Source organism: Desulfovibrio piger (assembly GCF_951793255.1).
Lineage (GTDB): Bacteria > Desulfobacterota > Desulfovibrionia > Desulfovibrionales > Desulfovibrionaceae > Desulfovibrio.
Map to the genome: position 1 here is coordinate 839,936 of NZ_OX636706.1, position 15,926 is coordinate 855,861.

At 64.4% G+C, this 15,926-nt stretch carries 10 protein-coding genes and 1 riboswitch; of the genes, 3 read left to right on the forward strand and 7 right to left on the reverse strand.

Annotation, left to right across the window (positions count from 1 at the left end; genetic code table 11):
- Positions 1-40 precede the first annotated feature (40 nt).
- Entirely contained in the window at positions 41-1,183 is a 1,143-nt protein-coding gene (gene icd / locus Q4I12_RS04000) for an NADP-dependent isocitrate dehydrogenase (RefSeq protein ID WP_040369647.1), read from the reverse strand.
- 96 nt (positions 1,184-1,279) lie between these two features.
- Positions 1,280-3,106, reverse strand: a complete 1,827-nt coding sequence (locus Q4I12_RS04005) for a triose-phosphate isomerase (RefSeq protein WP_302260672.1) — start codon at positions 3,104-3,106, stop codon at positions 1,280-1,282.
- A 198-nt stretch (positions 3,107-3,304) separates the two neighbouring features.
- Between Q4I12_RS04005 and Q4I12_RS04010 the strand changes: the two genes are divergently transcribed.
- Together Q4I12_RS04010 and plsY are read left to right on the forward strand one after the other, a co-directional pair.
- Positions 3,305-5,434: a ribonuclease catalytic domain-containing protein gene (locus Q4I12_RS04010; protein WP_168935030.1), complete on the forward strand. Its 2,130-nt coding sequence runs from the start codon at positions 3,305-3,307 to the stop codon at positions 5,432-5,434.
- 211 nt (positions 5,435-5,645) lie between these two features.
- Entirely contained in the window at positions 5,646-6,239 is a 594-nt protein-coding gene (gene plsY, locus Q4I12_RS04015; protein WP_204674917.1) for a glycerol-3-phosphate 1-O-acyltransferase PlsY, read from the forward strand.
- 63 nt (positions 6,240-6,302) lie between these two features.
- Here the strand turns inward: plsY and Q4I12_RS04020 are convergent, their stop codons facing one another.
- The 4 genes from Q4I12_RS04020 to Q4I12_RS04035 all read right to left on the reverse strand — a co-directional run bounded on the left by Q4I12_RS04020 (position 6,303) and on the right by Q4I12_RS04035 (position 12,279).
- Complete coding sequence (locus tag Q4I12_RS04020; protein ID WP_302260674.1) at positions 6,303-7,079, reverse strand: type IIL restriction-modification enzyme MmeI; 777 nt, start codon at positions 7,077-7,079, stop codon at positions 6,303-6,305.
- 13 nt (positions 7,080-7,092) lie between these two features.
- Positions 7,093-9,093: an AsmA family protein gene (locus Q4I12_RS04025; protein ID WP_302260675.1), complete on the reverse strand. Its 2,001-nt coding sequence runs from the start codon at positions 9,091-9,093 to the stop codon at positions 7,093-7,095.
- Between the two features lie 221 nt (positions 9,094-9,314).
- On the reverse strand, positions 9,315-11,018 hold the full coding sequence (locus Q4I12_RS04030; RefSeq protein WP_168935027.1) for a 30S ribosomal protein S1: 1,704 nt from the start codon (positions 11,016-11,018) through the stop codon (positions 9,315-9,317).
- Positions 11,019-11,406: 388 nt separating this feature from the next.
- Positions 11,407-12,279 carry an SAM-dependent methyltransferase gene (locus tag Q4I12_RS04035; protein ID WP_050760317.1) on the reverse strand — a complete coding sequence of 291 codons (873 nt, stop codon included), beginning with the start codon at positions 12,277-12,279 and terminating at the stop codon, positions 11,407-11,409.
- 642 nt (positions 12,280-12,921) lie between these two features.
- Positions 12,922-13,119: riboswitch (cobalamin riboswitch) on the forward strand.
- Positions 13,120-13,140: 21 nt separating this feature from the next.
- Here Q4I12_RS04035 and Q4I12_RS04040 point away from each other — a divergent pair.
- Positions 13,141-14,028: a sirohydrochlorin cobaltochelatase gene (locus Q4I12_RS04040; protein ID WP_204626279.1), complete on the forward strand. Its 888-nt coding sequence runs from the start codon at positions 13,141-13,143 to the stop codon at positions 14,026-14,028.
- Between the two features lie 519 nt (positions 14,029-14,547).
- Here Q4I12_RS04040 and Q4I12_RS04045 read toward each other — a convergent pair.
- Positions 14,548-15,828: a phenylacetate--CoA ligase gene (locus Q4I12_RS04045; RefSeq protein ID WP_006006795.1), complete on the reverse strand. Its 1,281-nt coding sequence runs from the start codon at positions 15,826-15,828 to the stop codon at positions 14,548-14,550.
- Between the last annotated feature and the right edge of the window lie 98 nt (positions 15,829-15,926).

A 15,926-nucleotide genomic window follows, 5' to 3' on the forward strand; every position in this document is an offset into this window, starting at 1 on the left:
TCCTCCCGGACATACGAAGATAGTGCAGTGACGCGGCTGCCTACAGGCAGGCGCCGATGATCTCGCCGAATTCCTGGCAGCCCACCACGCGGGCGCCTTCCACCTGGGCGGCCAGATCCACGGTGACGGCGCGGCCGGCAATGGCCTTGCTCATGGCGTTGCGGATGCGCTCGGCAGCCGCGGGCACGCCCATCTGTTCCAGCATCAGGGCGCCGCACAGGATCACGCTGCCGGGGTTGGCCTTGTCCTGACCGGCGATGGTGGGAGCGGTGCCGTGGGTGGCCTCATAGAAGGCCAGGGAGTCGGACATGTTGACGCCCGGGGCCAGACCCAGACCGCCCACCTGCGCGGCCAGGGCATCGGAGATGTAGTCGCCGTTGAGGTTGGGGGTGGCCAGGATCTGGTACTGTTCGGGACGCAGCAGGGCTTCCTGGAACATGGCGTCGGCGATGCGGTCCTTGACCACCAGACGGCCTTCCACGGGTTCCTTCTCGGTGCAGGTCAGGTCGCCGAATTCCTGGGCGGCCACATCATAGCCCCACTGGCGGAAGCCGCCTTCGGTGAACTTCATGATGTTGCCCTTGTGCACCAGGGTCAGGCTCTTGCTGCCGGTATCCAGGGCAAAGCGCAGGGCGCGGCGCACCAGGCGTTTGGAGCCGAACTCGCTCATGGGCTTGATGCCCACGGCGGCTTCCTCGCGGATCTTGGTCACGCCGAACTCTTCACGCAGGAAAGCGATGAGCTTCTTGGCTTCCGGGGTCTGGGCGGCGTATTCGATGCCCGCGTACACGTCTTCGGTGTTCTCGCGGAAGATGACCATGTTCACGCGCTCGGGATGCTTGACCGGCGTTTCCAGGCCTTCGAAGTGACGCACGGGACGGATGCAGGCGTACAGGTCCAGCGTCTGGCGCAGGGCCACGTTGAGGCTGCGGATGCCGGTGCCCACGGGGGTGCCCAGGGGGCCCTTCATGGCGAAATCGGCGGTGCGCAGGGCATTCATGGTCTCCTCGGGCAGGGGGGAGCCGGTCTCGGCCGTGGCCTTTTCACCGGCCAGCAGTTCCACCCACTCGATGCGCATGTCCGATTCCTTGGCCAGCGCGGCGTCGATGACAGGGCGGGCGGCGCGCCAGATTTCGGGGCCGATGCCGTCGCCTTCGATCCAGTAAACTCGTTTGCTGCTCATTGTCTGCATCCTTTTCTGTATTCCTGATTGCGGCCGCCGGGGGCGGGCCTGTAGGCAAAAAACGGCGCACCGGGGAACCGGCGCGCCGCCATGCGTCTAGTCTTCGGCTGCGCGGGCTTCCTGCTGCAGGGCCTGCGAGCGCTTGAGCAGCTGCTCAAGCTGGATGTCCACACCGATGACGCCCACGATGTTGTCGTCATCGTCCGTCACCGGGCAGGACACGGTGATGACCAGCTTGCCCGTGAACTGGGACTGGTACACGTCCATGATGTGCATGTCGCCGGTCTGCATGGGCATCCTGAACCATTCGCGCTGCGAGAAGTCGAAGCCGATGGGCAGGGCCTCGTACTTTTCACGGTAGGCGGGGTCGGTGATGGCCGCGCACTTGAGGCTGCCCTTGGTATCCGTGAGGTAGAGGTACTGGATGAAGGGGTACTCGCGCGAGAAGCTGTCCAGGCGGGCGCAGGCATGCTTGCCGAAGTCCCGCAGGTCCTCGTTCCGCGCCAGACGGGCGATGAGGTGGGCGGCCAGCTCGTCGGCCAGTTCCTCCATGTGGTCGAACTCGGTCTCGAACAGCTCCGGCATGTAGCGCTGCACCAGGGCCGCCATCTCGTCGTGCGAAAGGTGCGTGGTGCGGCCGGTGTCGTAGATGGCCACGATGGCCTCGTAGATCTTGCCCACGGCGGGGTGCTTCTTGCAGATCTGCTTGCCTTCGGGCAGCTTGAGATTGACGTTGATCCAGTAGGCCACCCCGGCACGGCCGGTCTTGTCGGTGATGATGATGGGCACGGGACGGCCCAGCAGATGCTTGGTGTCGAAGATGTTGTAGATCTCTTCGTTCTTGGCCAGACCGTCGGCATGCACACCGGCGCTGGTGGCGTTGAAGTCGCGGCCCACGAAGGGATAGTTGTAGGGGATGTTGTAGTGCAGTTCTTTTTCGAAGAACTCGGCCACCTCGCTCAGGATGGTGGTGTCGGCGGCGGCATCGTCACCGGTGAGCGAGATGTACTCGATGATCAGGGCTTCCAGCGGCGTGTTGCCCGTGCGCTCGCCAAAGCCGAACAGCGTGCTGTTGACCGCGCCGCAGCCGTTGAGCCAGGCCGTGACGCCGTTGACCAGCACCTTGTGGAAGTCGTTGTGGCCGTGCCATTCCAGCCATTCGCCGGGCACACCGGCCTCGTCGGTGAAGGCACGCACGATGCGCTGCACCGAGCGGGGCAGGGCCGCGCCGGGATAGGGCACGCCGTAGCCCATGGTGTCGCACAGGCGGATCTTGACCGGCATGCCGCTCTGCTGGCTCAGCTCCATGAGTTTCTGGGCAAAGGGCAGGCAGAAGCCGTAGGTGTCGGCGCGGGTCACGTCCTCGAAATGGCAGCGCGGGATGATGCCCCATTCCAGGGCCTGCCGGGCCAGGTCAAGATACATGTCCATGGCCTGCTGGCGGGTCTTCCCCAGCTTGAGATAGATATGGTAGTCCGACACGCTGGTCAGCATGCCGGTCTCGTCGAACTCCATGTCCCGGGCCAGCTTGAGGTCTTCCTTGTTGGCGCGGATCCAGGAAGTCACGCGCGGGAAGCGGTAGCCGCGCGCCCGGCAGACGTCGATGCACTTGCGGTCCTTGGCCGAGTACAGGAAGAACTCCGACGCCGTGATGAGGCCCGTCTTGCCGCCCATGCGGTGCAGGAAGTCGAATATCTTGGCCACCTGCTTGACCGTATACGGCGGCCGGGCCTGCTGGCCGTCACGGAAGGTGGTGTCCGTGATGCGCATCTGTTCGGCAGGACGCGGGGCAAGGAGCACCTCGTCGAAAGTCGTGCGACAGATGCTGGTGTAAGGAAAAAGCTCGCGGTACAGCTGGGGCTGTTCCCGTTCCTGAAGCGAAAGCGGGCGAACGCTGCCCGTCTGATGGATGATGCTGCTCATGGAACTCCGTCCGGCCTGAAAAGTGACGTACAAGGTAAGAAACACATATCCTGTTAGCGACGGCGCGTCAAAGGGCTGGCGGGACGGCGCTCCGGCCTTCGGACGTGTCGAAGGATGCGCCGCCGGGACTTGCCAGAACAGGCAAAATGACGGATTGTACCGCCTATCGGAGCCCATCCTCCGGTTGAAGGAGCTTTTATGTCGGTTTGTGTGCAGTACCCCTCGGCGGGCTGCATTGTGGAATATCTTGAAGGCAATGCCATCCAGATCGCGCTGGTCACCGAAGAATCTGGCGGCAAACTGCGTCTTTTGCTGCCCAACCGGCGCGAGACGCGTCTCACCACGTCGCGCCTGCTGCCCTGGGCCGGGCCCGCGCTGGGCTCCGTGCCCGGCAAGGACGAGTCCGCCCGCGTGCTGGAGCAGCACCGCGCCCGCCGCGAAGAACTGGCCGCGGCCCTGCCCGTGCTGGAACTGTGGGAAATGAGCCAGGGCGAGGTGCCGGAAGCCTCGGCCCAGTGGTTCGCCGAACTGGCCGGTCAGGCCGGGGACGCCGACAGCGTCGCCGCCTGCGGGCGGGCCCTGCTGGCCTGCAAGAGCCACTTCCGCTTCCAGCCTCCCGTCTTCCAGATCTTTTCCGCCGAGATGGTGGAAAAGCGCCTCAAGGAACAGCAGGAACGCGCCGCCCGCGAGGCCCTGGTGCTGGGCGGCAACAGCTTTTTCCGCCTGCTCTGGGACGTGGCCTGCAAAAAACGCGCGCTGCCGCCCCAGCCCGGCGAGGACACCCGGGGCATCTCCGAATGGCCGGCCCCCGAAGTGGCCGAACGTCTGAAGCAGATCCTGTTCGCCCGCATGGCCGACCCCGAGAGCCAGGAATACGACGAACTGTGGCGCATGCTCTCCAAGGGCCTGCCCGACGTGCCGCACCTGCCCGTACAGCTGCTCATGGCCTGGGAACAGGTGCCCGCCCATTACAATTTCTGGTATGACCGCGCGGGCTACGCCCCCGGCGACGACTGGTGGCAGCCTCTGGCCCCGGCCGTGGAGGCCCTGCAGCGGGCTGCCCGTGAGGTGGAGCTGCCCGTCTGCGACCTGCCCTTCATCAGTATCGACAGCGCCACCACCCGCGACGTGGACGACGCGTTCCACATCCTGCCCACGGACGACGGCGGCTTCGACCTGACCCTGGCCCTGGCCTGCCCGGCCGCCTGCTGGCCTTTCGGCGAGGCCCTGGACAAGGCCGTGTTCCGTCGCGGCACCAGCATCTACCTGCCCGAGGGCGACAGCCACATGATGCCCGAAGCCCTGGGCACGGACGCCTTTTCCCTGCTGGCCGGTCAGGATCGCCCGGCCTTCTGTGTGCGGACGCGCATCTCGGCCGCGGGCGAGATCCTTTCCTGCGAGCCCTGGGCCGCACGGGTGCGCCTGGCCGCCAACCTGACCTATGACGACACCCAGGCCGTCCTCGACGCCCTGGCCGCCGGTGAGGCCCCGCAGGCGGACAACCCCGCCGCGCCCTGGGCCACCATGCTGGCCTGCGGCAACGACTTCGCCCGCGTCTGGCAAAAGGCCCGCATCGCGCGCGGGGCCGTCATCATGGACCGGCCCGAACCGTCCATCGTGCTGGAAGGCGAAGGCGCGCAGACGCGCGTGTCCATCGAGCCCGGCCACGAGACCCCGGACTCCCAGCCGCTGGTGGCCGAGATGATGATCCTGGCCAGCGCCGCCGTGGCCCAGTGGGCCGCGGAACGCGAGATCCCCATGCTGCACCGCACCCAGGACGTGGCCCTGCCCAGGGAATACGCCGGCGTCTGGAAGGAGCCCCAGGACATGACGCGCATCATGCGCGCCCTGATCCCCTCCAGCCTCGAAGTGCAGGCCCGGCCGCACGCCGCCCTGGGCCTGGCGCGCTACACGCCCATGACCTCGCCCCTGCGCCGCTATCCCGACCTCATCAACGAGGCCCAGCTGCTGCACTGGCTCACCCACGGCACGCCCCGCTGGGATGGCGAGGCCCTGTCCACCCTGCTGGTCAGCCTCAATGCCGTGCTGGATGCCGCCGGGCAGGTGCAGCGCTTCCGCCCGCGCTACTGGAAGCTGCTCTACTTCCGCCAGCAGGGCGACAAGGTCTGGTGGGACGGCGTGGTCACCGAAGAAAACGACATGTTCGTCAACGTGAGCCTGCCCGCACAGGGCATGTACGTGCGCGGCAAACGCCGCATGTTCGACGAACGTACCTGCCCCGGCATGGCCGTGCAGGTGCGCATCGGCCGCGTGCACCCGCTGTACAACGAGATCCAGATCCTCGAAGCCGTCAGCATGGACGGCTGATGCGGGATCCTGAGGATATGTTTCCGGGGGGAAGGGACCCCCTTTAACCAGCGCCCAAAGGGGGTCCCTTCCCCCCAGGCCCCCCATCCTCCCCCAAATGCGCTTCATCAGGGGAAACGGGCCGTACGGGAACGGGACACTACAGGGATAAACAACGCCATGGCAGCCGCTGTGGCGGGGCAAGGACAGCCCCGGTTCAAGGAGGAGGAATATGACGGCCTTTTTGTGTATCGTTCTGGGTTATGTGCTGGGTTCCGCCCCGTGGGGGCTGGTCATCGCCCGCACCTTCTGCGGCATCGATCCCCGTAACGACGGCAGCCGCAACACCGGCGCCACCAACGTGGCCCGCCTGTGCGGTTTCCGCTGGGGCGTGCTGACCCTGGCCTGTGACCTGGGCAAGGGCGCCCTGCCCGTGGCCCTGGCCCTGTGGCTGGACCTTTCGCCCCTGCTGGTGACCTGCGTGGCCCTGGCCTGCGTGCTGGGCCATGTGTTCTCCTGCTTCATGGGCTTCCGCGGCGGCAAGGCCGTGGCCACCAGCATCGGCGTGTTCCTGCCGCTGGCCTTCTTCCCCCTGCTCTTCTCCTGCGCGGCCTGCGTGCTGGTCATCTGGCGCAGCGGCTTCGTCTCGCTGGGCTCCCTGACCCTGGTCACGGTGCTGCCCTTTGCCCTGCTGGCCGCCACCAAGTACGCCTGGGTGCCCCTGTCGCTGTGCATCTGGGCCCTGGTGGTCTGGAAGCACAAGGAGAACATCGCCCGCCTGCGCGCCGGTACCGAAAAGAGCTGGCTCAAGAGCCGCCAGAAGTAAGACGGCGCAACACGACAGTAAAAGGCCTCTTTCCCCTGCGGGAAAGAGGCCTTTTACATTATGTTATTTCATTACAATATTTTGATATAGTTCAAAAAGTTTCGCTACAATAGCAGAGTCAGTCATACGGGCAGAGAATCCATACAGTCGCATGACCCCTCTATCCAAATTCTGATGGGCTTCGAGTAGCACGGGAGGCATAGTTCGTGGATCATAAAGATCTGCGAGGGAACTACCGGGGAATTGCTTACGGGCATCAAGTACAGCCTGGGCCAGTTTGGCTATTTTTTCCTGCTGTTTCTTATTCGCTTCCGGCCAGGGGAAATTATTGTATACAATCTCTTTAGAATAACGATAGTCGCTTTTCAAACGACCAGCGATGCTTCGCATCCAACAATTATGCACGGCAGACGTTAAAATACCGAAGTCATATAGTGATTTACTTTGAATAATAAATAACAAATCACTTGATATTGTATTCGCCGAAAGAAGTCCAATTGGGATATAGTATCTACTCTCAAATGAGACCTTAGGAATAACAATATAGTCTTCTTTTGGCATATTTTCTACATGAAAACGTCGCGGCTTGTCCGCAAGTTTTCGTGTTGGCCTACTCTTACTTGCAAGGCGATACTTCCGTACAGCTTCAACCCGCTTGAGACATTCAGGCATATTTTTCAAATCAGCTGGTTCACAATCTCCAAGCCACAAACAGTAACGTTTTTTCCCATTAATAAATTCATCAGAGCCTATCCATTTTTTAAAATATTCTTTAGACGCAGGCTCTTTAGCAATAAAAACTTGCGGGATCAACAGCAACGCAAGGAGCCCTTCCCGCAAAACGCTTTCCTTCCTAACGGCCCAACAGCCCCCGGATGGCGCCGCCGGCGTCACGCACGGCACCGCCGATGCTGTTGCCCGCGCCGCGGGCCGTATCACCGGCCGCGCTGCCTGCCTTCTTGCCGCCTTCCAGCAGATTGCTGCCGAGGCCCTTGACCGCGTCCAGCGCGAACTTGGAATCCAGCGAGAACGAAAGGTTGTCGAAAGGCCCTTCGTAGTTCACGGGGATGTTCAGGCCCAGCGTGGTGATGGTGGCCGTGCCCTTGAGGTGCTGGCGCGGCAGGCTGGCGTGGGCCTGGCCCCTGGCCTGGAGCTTGGGCGAGGTGGCCGTCATGGGCGCCAGGTCGGCTTCGCCCTTGCGCAGCACGAAGGGCACATGCACCTGCTCGAAGGTATCGGAAACAGCGCCCTTGAGGCCGGGCACCGAATGCAGCAGGGAGGTCAGGGCCGGGATATGCATGTTGCGCAGCCGCAGGTCGCCCGAACCGGAAAGGGCGGCCATCATGGCGTCGGCGCCTGTGCCGCTCGTGGTGCAGGAGGCCTTGAGGGCCGCCAGACCTTCCACGGAGCGGGGCTTTTCCAGGGATTCCTGCAGGGGGCCCAGGGCCACTTCGGCCGCATCCAGATCCAGCGCATACTTGCGGTTCCGGAGGTCGGCACGGCCGCCGGCGGACAGGCGGCCGCTGCTTTCCAGCACGCCCTGGAAGGAGGTCAGGCGGTAATCGCCCTTGCTGCCGCTCAGAGCCAGGGAGATGTCACGCAGATGCATCTTCTTCCAGCCCAGGGACGACATGGCCAGGCGCATGTTGATGGTGGGCCAGCTGGTGGCGCTTTCCTTGTCCGCGGCCGCCACGGCCTTGCCTTCCTTGCCCTTGGCCGTTCCCGCGTCCTTGCCGCTTTCGGGCAGGGGCAGATATTCGTCCAGTTGCAGCTTGCCCAGGCTCAGGGAGCCTTCCATGGCGAGCACGTCCCGGAAGTGCAGGCGCAGTTCCGCCCGCAGGGGCGTGGCGTCCAGCTTGCCCTTGCACTGGGAAAGCGCCAGCGTGTCGCCTTCCCAGGTCACGGAGCCCTTGAACAGCAGGGCGTCCTGCGCATGGGGCTTGAGCTGCACGCCCAGGGCCGAGGCCAGCTTGCGCGGTGCGCCTTCCAGCAGGACGGAGCCCGTGAAGGCCGGGCCGTCCAGACCCAGCGTACCGGTGAGGCCCACGCGGCCGTGCGGCACGGAAAGGCTCAGGCGGGACAGATGCAGCTGCCGGGCCGCCGTATCCAGCGAGGCATCGCCCTGCAATTGCACGGGCCCGAGGCCCGCGGGCAGGAGGCCCCGGCGGGAAGGTGTGATGGTCAGGGAAAGGTTCTGCACACGCGGGGCCATGCCGAAGAGCCCGGCCTGGGCATCCAGGGCCAGGGTCCCGGCCAGCGTGCGCCCGGCGGTGAGCAGATCATAGGTGAAATCGCAGCGCAGGACGGCGTCCTGACCGTTGCGCAGGTTCTCTACAGAAAGGTTGATGTCGCGCAGGTCGTAGCGCTCGCTGCCCTTCTCCACATGCAGGCTGCCCTTGCTCAGGGTCAGGCGGCCCAGCTCCAGCGGCAGGAGCACTTCGCTGCCGGGCTTGTTGCCGGCGGCATTGCCGGAGGCCGCATCCGCAGGCGCGGCGGCCTTGCCTTCCGGCAGCAGCAGACTCAGCGAGGGGCTGTCCAGACGGACTTCGCCGATGACCAGCTCCCCGTGCAGCAGCGGTTCCAGCTCCAGATGGGCCTCGCCGCCCTTGGCCGTGAAGCGCATGCCCTGCCCGTCCTGCACGCCGTCCCAGCTGACGGCGGTGAATTTGGCCCCGGGGGGCAGCAGGGAAAGCTCGGGCGGGCTGGCGAAGCGCACGGGCGTGCCCGTGGCTTTTTCCACCGCGGCCGAGATCTGGCCGCTGATGAACTCGGTATCCAGCTGACTGATCACTATGGCCAGTACCGCCGCCAGTACCAGAACGATACCTCCGATCCAGCAAAGTACGCGCTTCATATCCGCCTCCGATGGCCTGTCTGTCCTGTGGTCGGGCTACAGGACAAGTGTAGGGCATCGCCAGTCCCGAGGCAAGCCGGGCCGCCGCTGCCGCGGGCTCCCTGCCCGGGAAAAAGGATGGGCCCCAAGGATGGCCTGCCCTTTCTCCGACCTGCCTTGCGGACGCAAAAAGGGGGAGCCTTGCGGCTCCCCCTTCATATTCGCAAACCGGTCCGTGAGGACTAGTTGTTTTCCTGAGCGGCCTTCAGCAGGTCGCCGAGGCTCTGACCGGCTTCCTGGGGACCAGCGTGGAATTCTTTGGGCTTGCGGCGGTCTTCGTCGTCCTTGATCTGCTTGATGGACAGACCCAGGCGGCGTTCTTCGGCGCTCACGTGGATGACCTTGGCCTGGATTTCCTGACCTTCCTTGTAGAGCTCGGCAGGGCTCTTGATCTTCTTGCTGGAAAGTTCGGAAACGTGCACCAGACCTTCGATGCCTTCTTCCACTTCCACGAACAGACCGAAGTCGGTGATGTTGGTCACCACGCCCTTCACGGTGCAGCCCACGGGGTAGGTGCTGGGCACGTGGCCCCACGGATCATCGACCAGCTGCTTGATGCCCAGGGTGAACTTTTCGTTTTCCTGGTCAACGGTCAGCACCTTGGCCTGCACGGTGTCGCCCACCTTGTAGATCTCGTTGGGATGACGCACCTTCTTGGTCCAGCTGATGTCGGACACGTGGATGAGGCCGTCGATGCCGTCTTCGATACCGATGAACATACCGAATTCGGTGATGTTCTTGATGACGCCTTCGAGGATGGTGCCTTCAGGATACTTTTCGGCCACCAGTTCCCAGGGATTGGGACGAACCTGCTTCATGCCCAGGCTGATGCGCTTCTTCTCGCCGTCCACACCCAGGATGACGACTTCGACTTCGTCACCGGTGTGCACCATCTGGGAAGGATGACGCAGCTTGCGGGTCCAGGACATTTCGGAGATGTGCACCAGGCCTTCCACGCCGGGTTCCAGTTCCACGAACGCACCGTAGTCCACCAGGTTGGTGACCTTGCCGGTGCACTTGGCACCTTCGGGGAAGCGGGCGGAGATGTCCTGCCACGGATCGGGCACCAGCTGCTTGAGGCCCAGGGAGACCTTGTTGTTCTCGCGGTCGAAGGAGAGCACCTTCAGGGTCAGGTCCTGACCCATGGTGATCATTTCCTTGGGATGGCGGATGCGCTTCCAGCTCATGTCGGTGATGTGCAGCAGGCCGTCCAGACCGCCCAGGTCCACGAACACGCCGTATTCGGTGATGTTCTTGGCCTTGCCGTGCACGATCTGGCCTTCTTCCAGGGTGCGCAGCAGATCCTGACGCTTGGAATCACGCTCTTCTTCCAGCAGCACGCGGCGGGAAACGATCACGTTGCTGCGGCGGCGGTTGATCTTCAGCACGCGGAATTCGAATTCCTGGTTGACCAGAGCGTCCATGTCGGGCACGGGACGCAGGTCCACATGCGAGCCAGGCAGAAAAGCTTCAACCCCGCCGATGTCCACGGTGTAGCCGCCCTTGATGCGACGCACGATGTGGCCCTTGATGACCCGGTTGTTTTCCTGCACGTCTTCGAGCTGGTCAAAGACCTGCATGCGCTTGGCCTTCTCAAAGGACAGCGTGATGGTGCCTTCCATTTCGTTCTTGCGAACGACGTAGACATCCACACGGTCGCCCACGCTGACGGTCATGTTGCCGGCGGCGTCACGGAACTCGCTGGCCGGGATCTGGCCTTCGGACTTGAAGTTCACGTCCACCAGAACATTGTCGTCATCCACGCGAACGATCTCGCCCTTGGTGATAGAGCCTTCTTCGAGGTCGCCGAAGTCGGGATTGAGATAGTTTTCAAGGGCGCTTTCGAAACTCATTTCGTTTTCGTGCCCGGTTTCCTTGTCTGCCATGCTTGACATGCCTCCAAACATAATTTGTCCCCTGTACGGGGGTGAAAGAAAGTAGCAAAAGGAAAGGCAAAGCACAAGGCGAAAATGGCCCGGACACGTGTCAGGGCACGCGGAACGGCCCTTTCCACGCCATGGGCGGCGAACGGAACGTCGTGAAAGGACAGGGAAAAGAGCTCCCCATTCCTGACAATGGTTCCTGAAAAGAAAAAGGAAGCTGCGGCACCGCAAGGCTGCCGCCCTGCAGAGCCTGGACGGCAAGGGCTCCGCCTCCCGCCTGCCATGGCTGCATAGGCCCATCGCCGCCCGCCCCTGCGATGACCGGAAAAACGCAAAGCGGGCACACCGTCCGGCGACGGCATGCCCGCATCATGGCGATGGAAAGGATGGCCTAGTCGGCCAGCTTCACGAAGGTCAGCTCGTGCTTGTTGCAGGAAAGATGCAGCAGACGGCCGCCCGGGATGGCCGCGAAGGCCCGCGCCGTCTCGTGGTCGGTCTGGGCCTGGAACTTGAGCGTGCATACCACGTTGCGGCAGGCATCGGCCGCCAGCCATTCCTGCACGGTCTCCAGCAGGCGGTCGGGGTAGCAGATCATGTCCGAGAACAGCCAGTCCACCTGGCCCACATGGCGCGGCTCAAGGCCGAAGCCGCTGCCCAGGCAGTGGTTGACGCCGGGCATGGCCGCCACCTGGGGCGCCAGCTCGGCCTTGTCCACGCTGAACACGCGGCAGCCCAGCCGCCCCAGCACCCAGGTCCAGCCGCCCGGTGCGGCGCCCAGGTCGATGCACAGTTCCCCCGGCGCGGGCGTGCGCCCGGTCAGGGTGAAGACTTCCCACAGCTTGAGGTAGGCGCGGCCCGGCGGGTCCTCGCGGTTCTCCACGAACTGCACTTCCCCGTCGGCAAAGGGCGAGGTGGTGCGCGGCGAGGCCAGCATCAGGTCTTTTTCCCACAGGGTGAAGGCTCCCAGCGGCGCGGACGGGGCGGGCGTGCCGAAGTGCAGGGGCCGTGCCGCCACGTAGGGCAGCTGCTCCTGCATGAGGCGCAGACGCCGCACATGTCCGCCAAGGGTGGGGATGTGCGCCCGCCAGTTGCGCTGCAGGGCCGAGAGCTGCCGTGCCCCGCTGCCGATGGAGGTGATGGGGATCCAGCGCGGTTCCGTCCAGACGTTCTGGGCCCAGGCCGCGGGCTCCGTGCCCCTGGCCAGCACCAGACGGCCACGCACGGTGATGACGCGGTCCCCCAACTCTTCCAGCAGGGGCTGCATGTAGTCACGCGCCGCCACCTGCACGCTGAAATCTTCTTTGGGCAGGGCCGAACGGGGCAGGTCGGGCCAGCGACGGGCCAGGAGCACCTGCTCCTGCTGCCGGGCCTCGCGCCGCTGTTCCCGGCGCTCCTGCCGCCAGCGGGGCAGGGCATGGGCCTCCCCGGCGGCATGTTCCGGCTGTTCCGCCTTCTTGCCCCGGCCCGTTTTGGCCCGGGCGGGAGCCTGCGCTGCCGGCTCCCCGGAAACACGACGCCCGGAACGGCGGGACGGGCCTTGCCTGTCCGCGCCCTGCTCCGGGCTGGCCTTGCCCCCGCTGCGACGGCGGGGCGCTGAACGTTTTTTCTCTTCCCTGTCGGCTTCCTGCGGGGCCTGCTCCTCATGGAGGGCGCCACGACGGGGCGCGGGAAATGATCGACTGTGCGTACTCATGTGATCAGCATAGCCCAAAGCCCGGACAAGGCCAAGCGTCCGCCAGCCTCCTCCGGCGACGGGGATGGCCCGAGCGGCGAAAAAAAACAGGGCCGTCCTCCCCTCGCGGACCAGCGCCGCCCGTGCCGCAACGGCCGGACAAAAGGAGCCTTCCCCCCGCATCTCCCGGACAGCGCAGGCATTTACTTTTCCACCCGGCTTGACTTTTGTGCCCCAAACCGTTTCTGATGGCGCATCCATGCGGGGAATTCCGTGCAAATCGGAAACAGTCGCGCTGCGGTAAGAGGGTACGGAGCTTCTTTGGCGACACGCCACGACAGCCAGCCGTCACGGTGAAGGCGAAGCAAAGGCCCGGAGGCATGCCTCCCCATTCCCTCAAGTCCGAATACCCGCTCCATCCCTAACCTTTCAACGCGTCATTGAGGAGGTTCCATGCGTCGTATCCCCACAACATCCCTGCGCTCCACGCTGCTGGCCCTGCTGCTCACCCTCTGCCTGGCCCTGCCTGCCCTGGCGGCCCAGAAGGAAGGCCTGCTGCTGGTGGCCTTCGGCACCAGCGTGCCCGAGGCCCAGCCCGCCCTGACCGCCATCGACAAGGAATTCAAGGCCGCCTTCCCCCACAGCCCCGTGATCTGGGCCTATACCTCCAGCATCATCCGGGCCAAGCTGGAAAAGAAGGGCGTGCACATCGGTGACGTGGCCGCCGGCCTGGAAGAGCTGGCCCGGCAAAAGGTGGACGTGGTGCGCGTCCAGTCCCTGCATGTGGTGGCCGGTGAGGAATTCAGCGAGATGGAGCGCCTGCTCGTCAGCTGGCTGGTCCGCCATCCCGACAGTTTCAAGGCCGTCTATCTGGGCCGCCCGCTGCTGGAATCCCGGCAGGATGCCGAAGATGTCTGCCGCGCCGTCCTCGGCGCCACCGAAGGCAAGCGCAAGTCCGGCGAGCTGCTGGCCCTCATGGGCCACGGCCAGAGCCACGGCCGGGGCGACATGATCATCGAAGGCATGCGCGCCACCCTGGCCGATGCCGACAACCTGGCCGTGCTGGCCACGGTGGAAGGCTCGCGCGGTTTCGACCAGGTGCTTGCCGCCATCAAGACCAGCCGCGCGTCCGTCATCTGGCTCCAGCCCTTCATGGTGGTGGCCGGGGACCACGCCCGCAACGACCTGGCCGGTGACGAGCCCGATTCCTGGGCCTCGCAAATCCGCGCCCTGGGCCTTACCCCCCGCCCCGTACTCACCGGTCTGGGCGAGCTGCCCGGCGTGCGCGCCGTCTTCGTGCGCCATGCCCGCGACAGCCAAGACGATCTGCTGAAGCAGTAAGACAAGATGCTGCCAAGGGGAGACGGGGCCCCTTTTGGAAAAGGGTCCCCCTTCTCCCCTTGGAACCCCTCTTCCCCCCTAAAACTTTTTCTCCGGTCCGGTCGGATGGTCCCCGTCGCTGTCTGAGAGGGCAGAGCATCCGGCACAGGACAGGCAGCCCGCAGCCCCGCCAGCCAGACGGTCGCAGACGCGAGGATCATAGATTCAGCCAGCAAAAAAGGACGCCACACGTGGCGTCCTTTTTTATTGTTTTTTGGGGTGGCCCAAACTGTGCGACCGTTTGTCGAAGTTTCTGGCCGTTCCCTTCCCATGAAAAAACAATCATATCTCCCCGGCCCACCTGTCGCCCCTTTTTCCATCCGCCCCGGGGACGGACGCACGAAGAAAGCCCGCCGTGGTCAGGCGGGCCGTCACTGATCAGAACAAAAGTTTTTGGGAGGGATGGGGGGAGCTTGAGGGGGGAAGGGGCGACCTTTTTTCAAAAAGGGCCCCCTTCCCCCCTCAAAAAACAACCACCGCCTAGCGCAGGTCGGTGACGCGCTTGGACTTGCTGAAGGTACGGGGCAGGCTGGCGTGGTCGGCGAGTTTCACGGCCACGCGGGCCAGCAGGGACTTGTGCAGACGCTGTTCCAGCGCGGCCACCAGCTGGGCATCGCCGCCGGAGGTGGCGCCCTGGGCGCGTTCCACGGTCAGGGTCATGTGGTCCAGCGAGCGGTCGTCGCGGGTCAGTTCCACATGATATTCGCCGCCCAGTTCGGGGAAGGCGCCGATGACGTCCATGATCTGGCCGGGGTAGATGTTGACGCCGCGGTAGATGATCATGTCGTCGGAGCGGCCGAGGATGCGGTCATGGCGGGGCATGCTGAGGCCGCAGGGGCAGTCGCCGGGCAGCAGGCGGGAAAGGTCGTGGGTGCGGTAGCGCAGCAGGGGCACGGCCTCCTTGCGCAGGCTGGTGACCACCATCTCGCCCACTTCGCCTTCGGGCACGGGCTGCAGGGTCTCGGGATCGAGGATCTCGATGATGAACATGTCGGCCCAGTAGTGCAGGCCGTTGTGCTCGTCGCAGTCGATGGCCGTACCGGGGCCGTACATTTCGGTCATGCCCGCGATGTCATAGCTGCTTTCCAGACCAAGCTTGCTCTCGATGGCCAGACGCATCTTTTCGCTGCGGATCTCCGAGCCGCAGATGACCTTGCGCAGCTTGAGCTTGTCGCGGATACCGGCGCGCTCCACTTCTTCGGCCAGCAGCAGGGCCATGGAGGCCGTAGCGCCGAAACAGGTTGAGCCCATGTCGCGCAGGAGCTGCAGATGCATCTCCAGGTTGCCGGGGCCCACGGGGATAGTGAGCATGCCGAAGCGCTCGCTGCCCAGCTGGAAGCCCGCACCGGCCGTCCACAGGCCATAGCCCACGGCCACCTGCATGCGGTCCATGGGGGTCAGGCCAGCCATCTCGTAGCAACGGGCCATCTGCAAGGTAAAATTATTCACGTCATTGGCCGTGTAGGCCAGGATCTTGCGCTTGCCCGTGGTGCCGCTGGAGGCATGGATGCGCACCACTTCCTCTTCGGGCACGCAGAGCAGGGGCAGGGGATAGCCTTCGCGCAGGTCTTCCACGTCCACGGTGGGCAGACGGCGCAGATCGTCCAGCGAGGTGATGTCGTCAGGCGTGACGCCACAGGCTTCCAGACGTTTGCGGTACTGGGGGGACTTGAAAGCCTGGCGCACGGTGAAGCGCAGGCCTTCCAGCTGCTGGCGGGCGATCTCTTCGGGAGAAAGCCGGGGGATGAAACGGTGAGTCATGGAACTGTCTCCTTGAGATCATGGACCGTGGCAACAGGGGCCACAGGGGGCCGCCGGGACACATCGCCGCAAGGCGGTATCCGCCTGTGCCGGAGCGG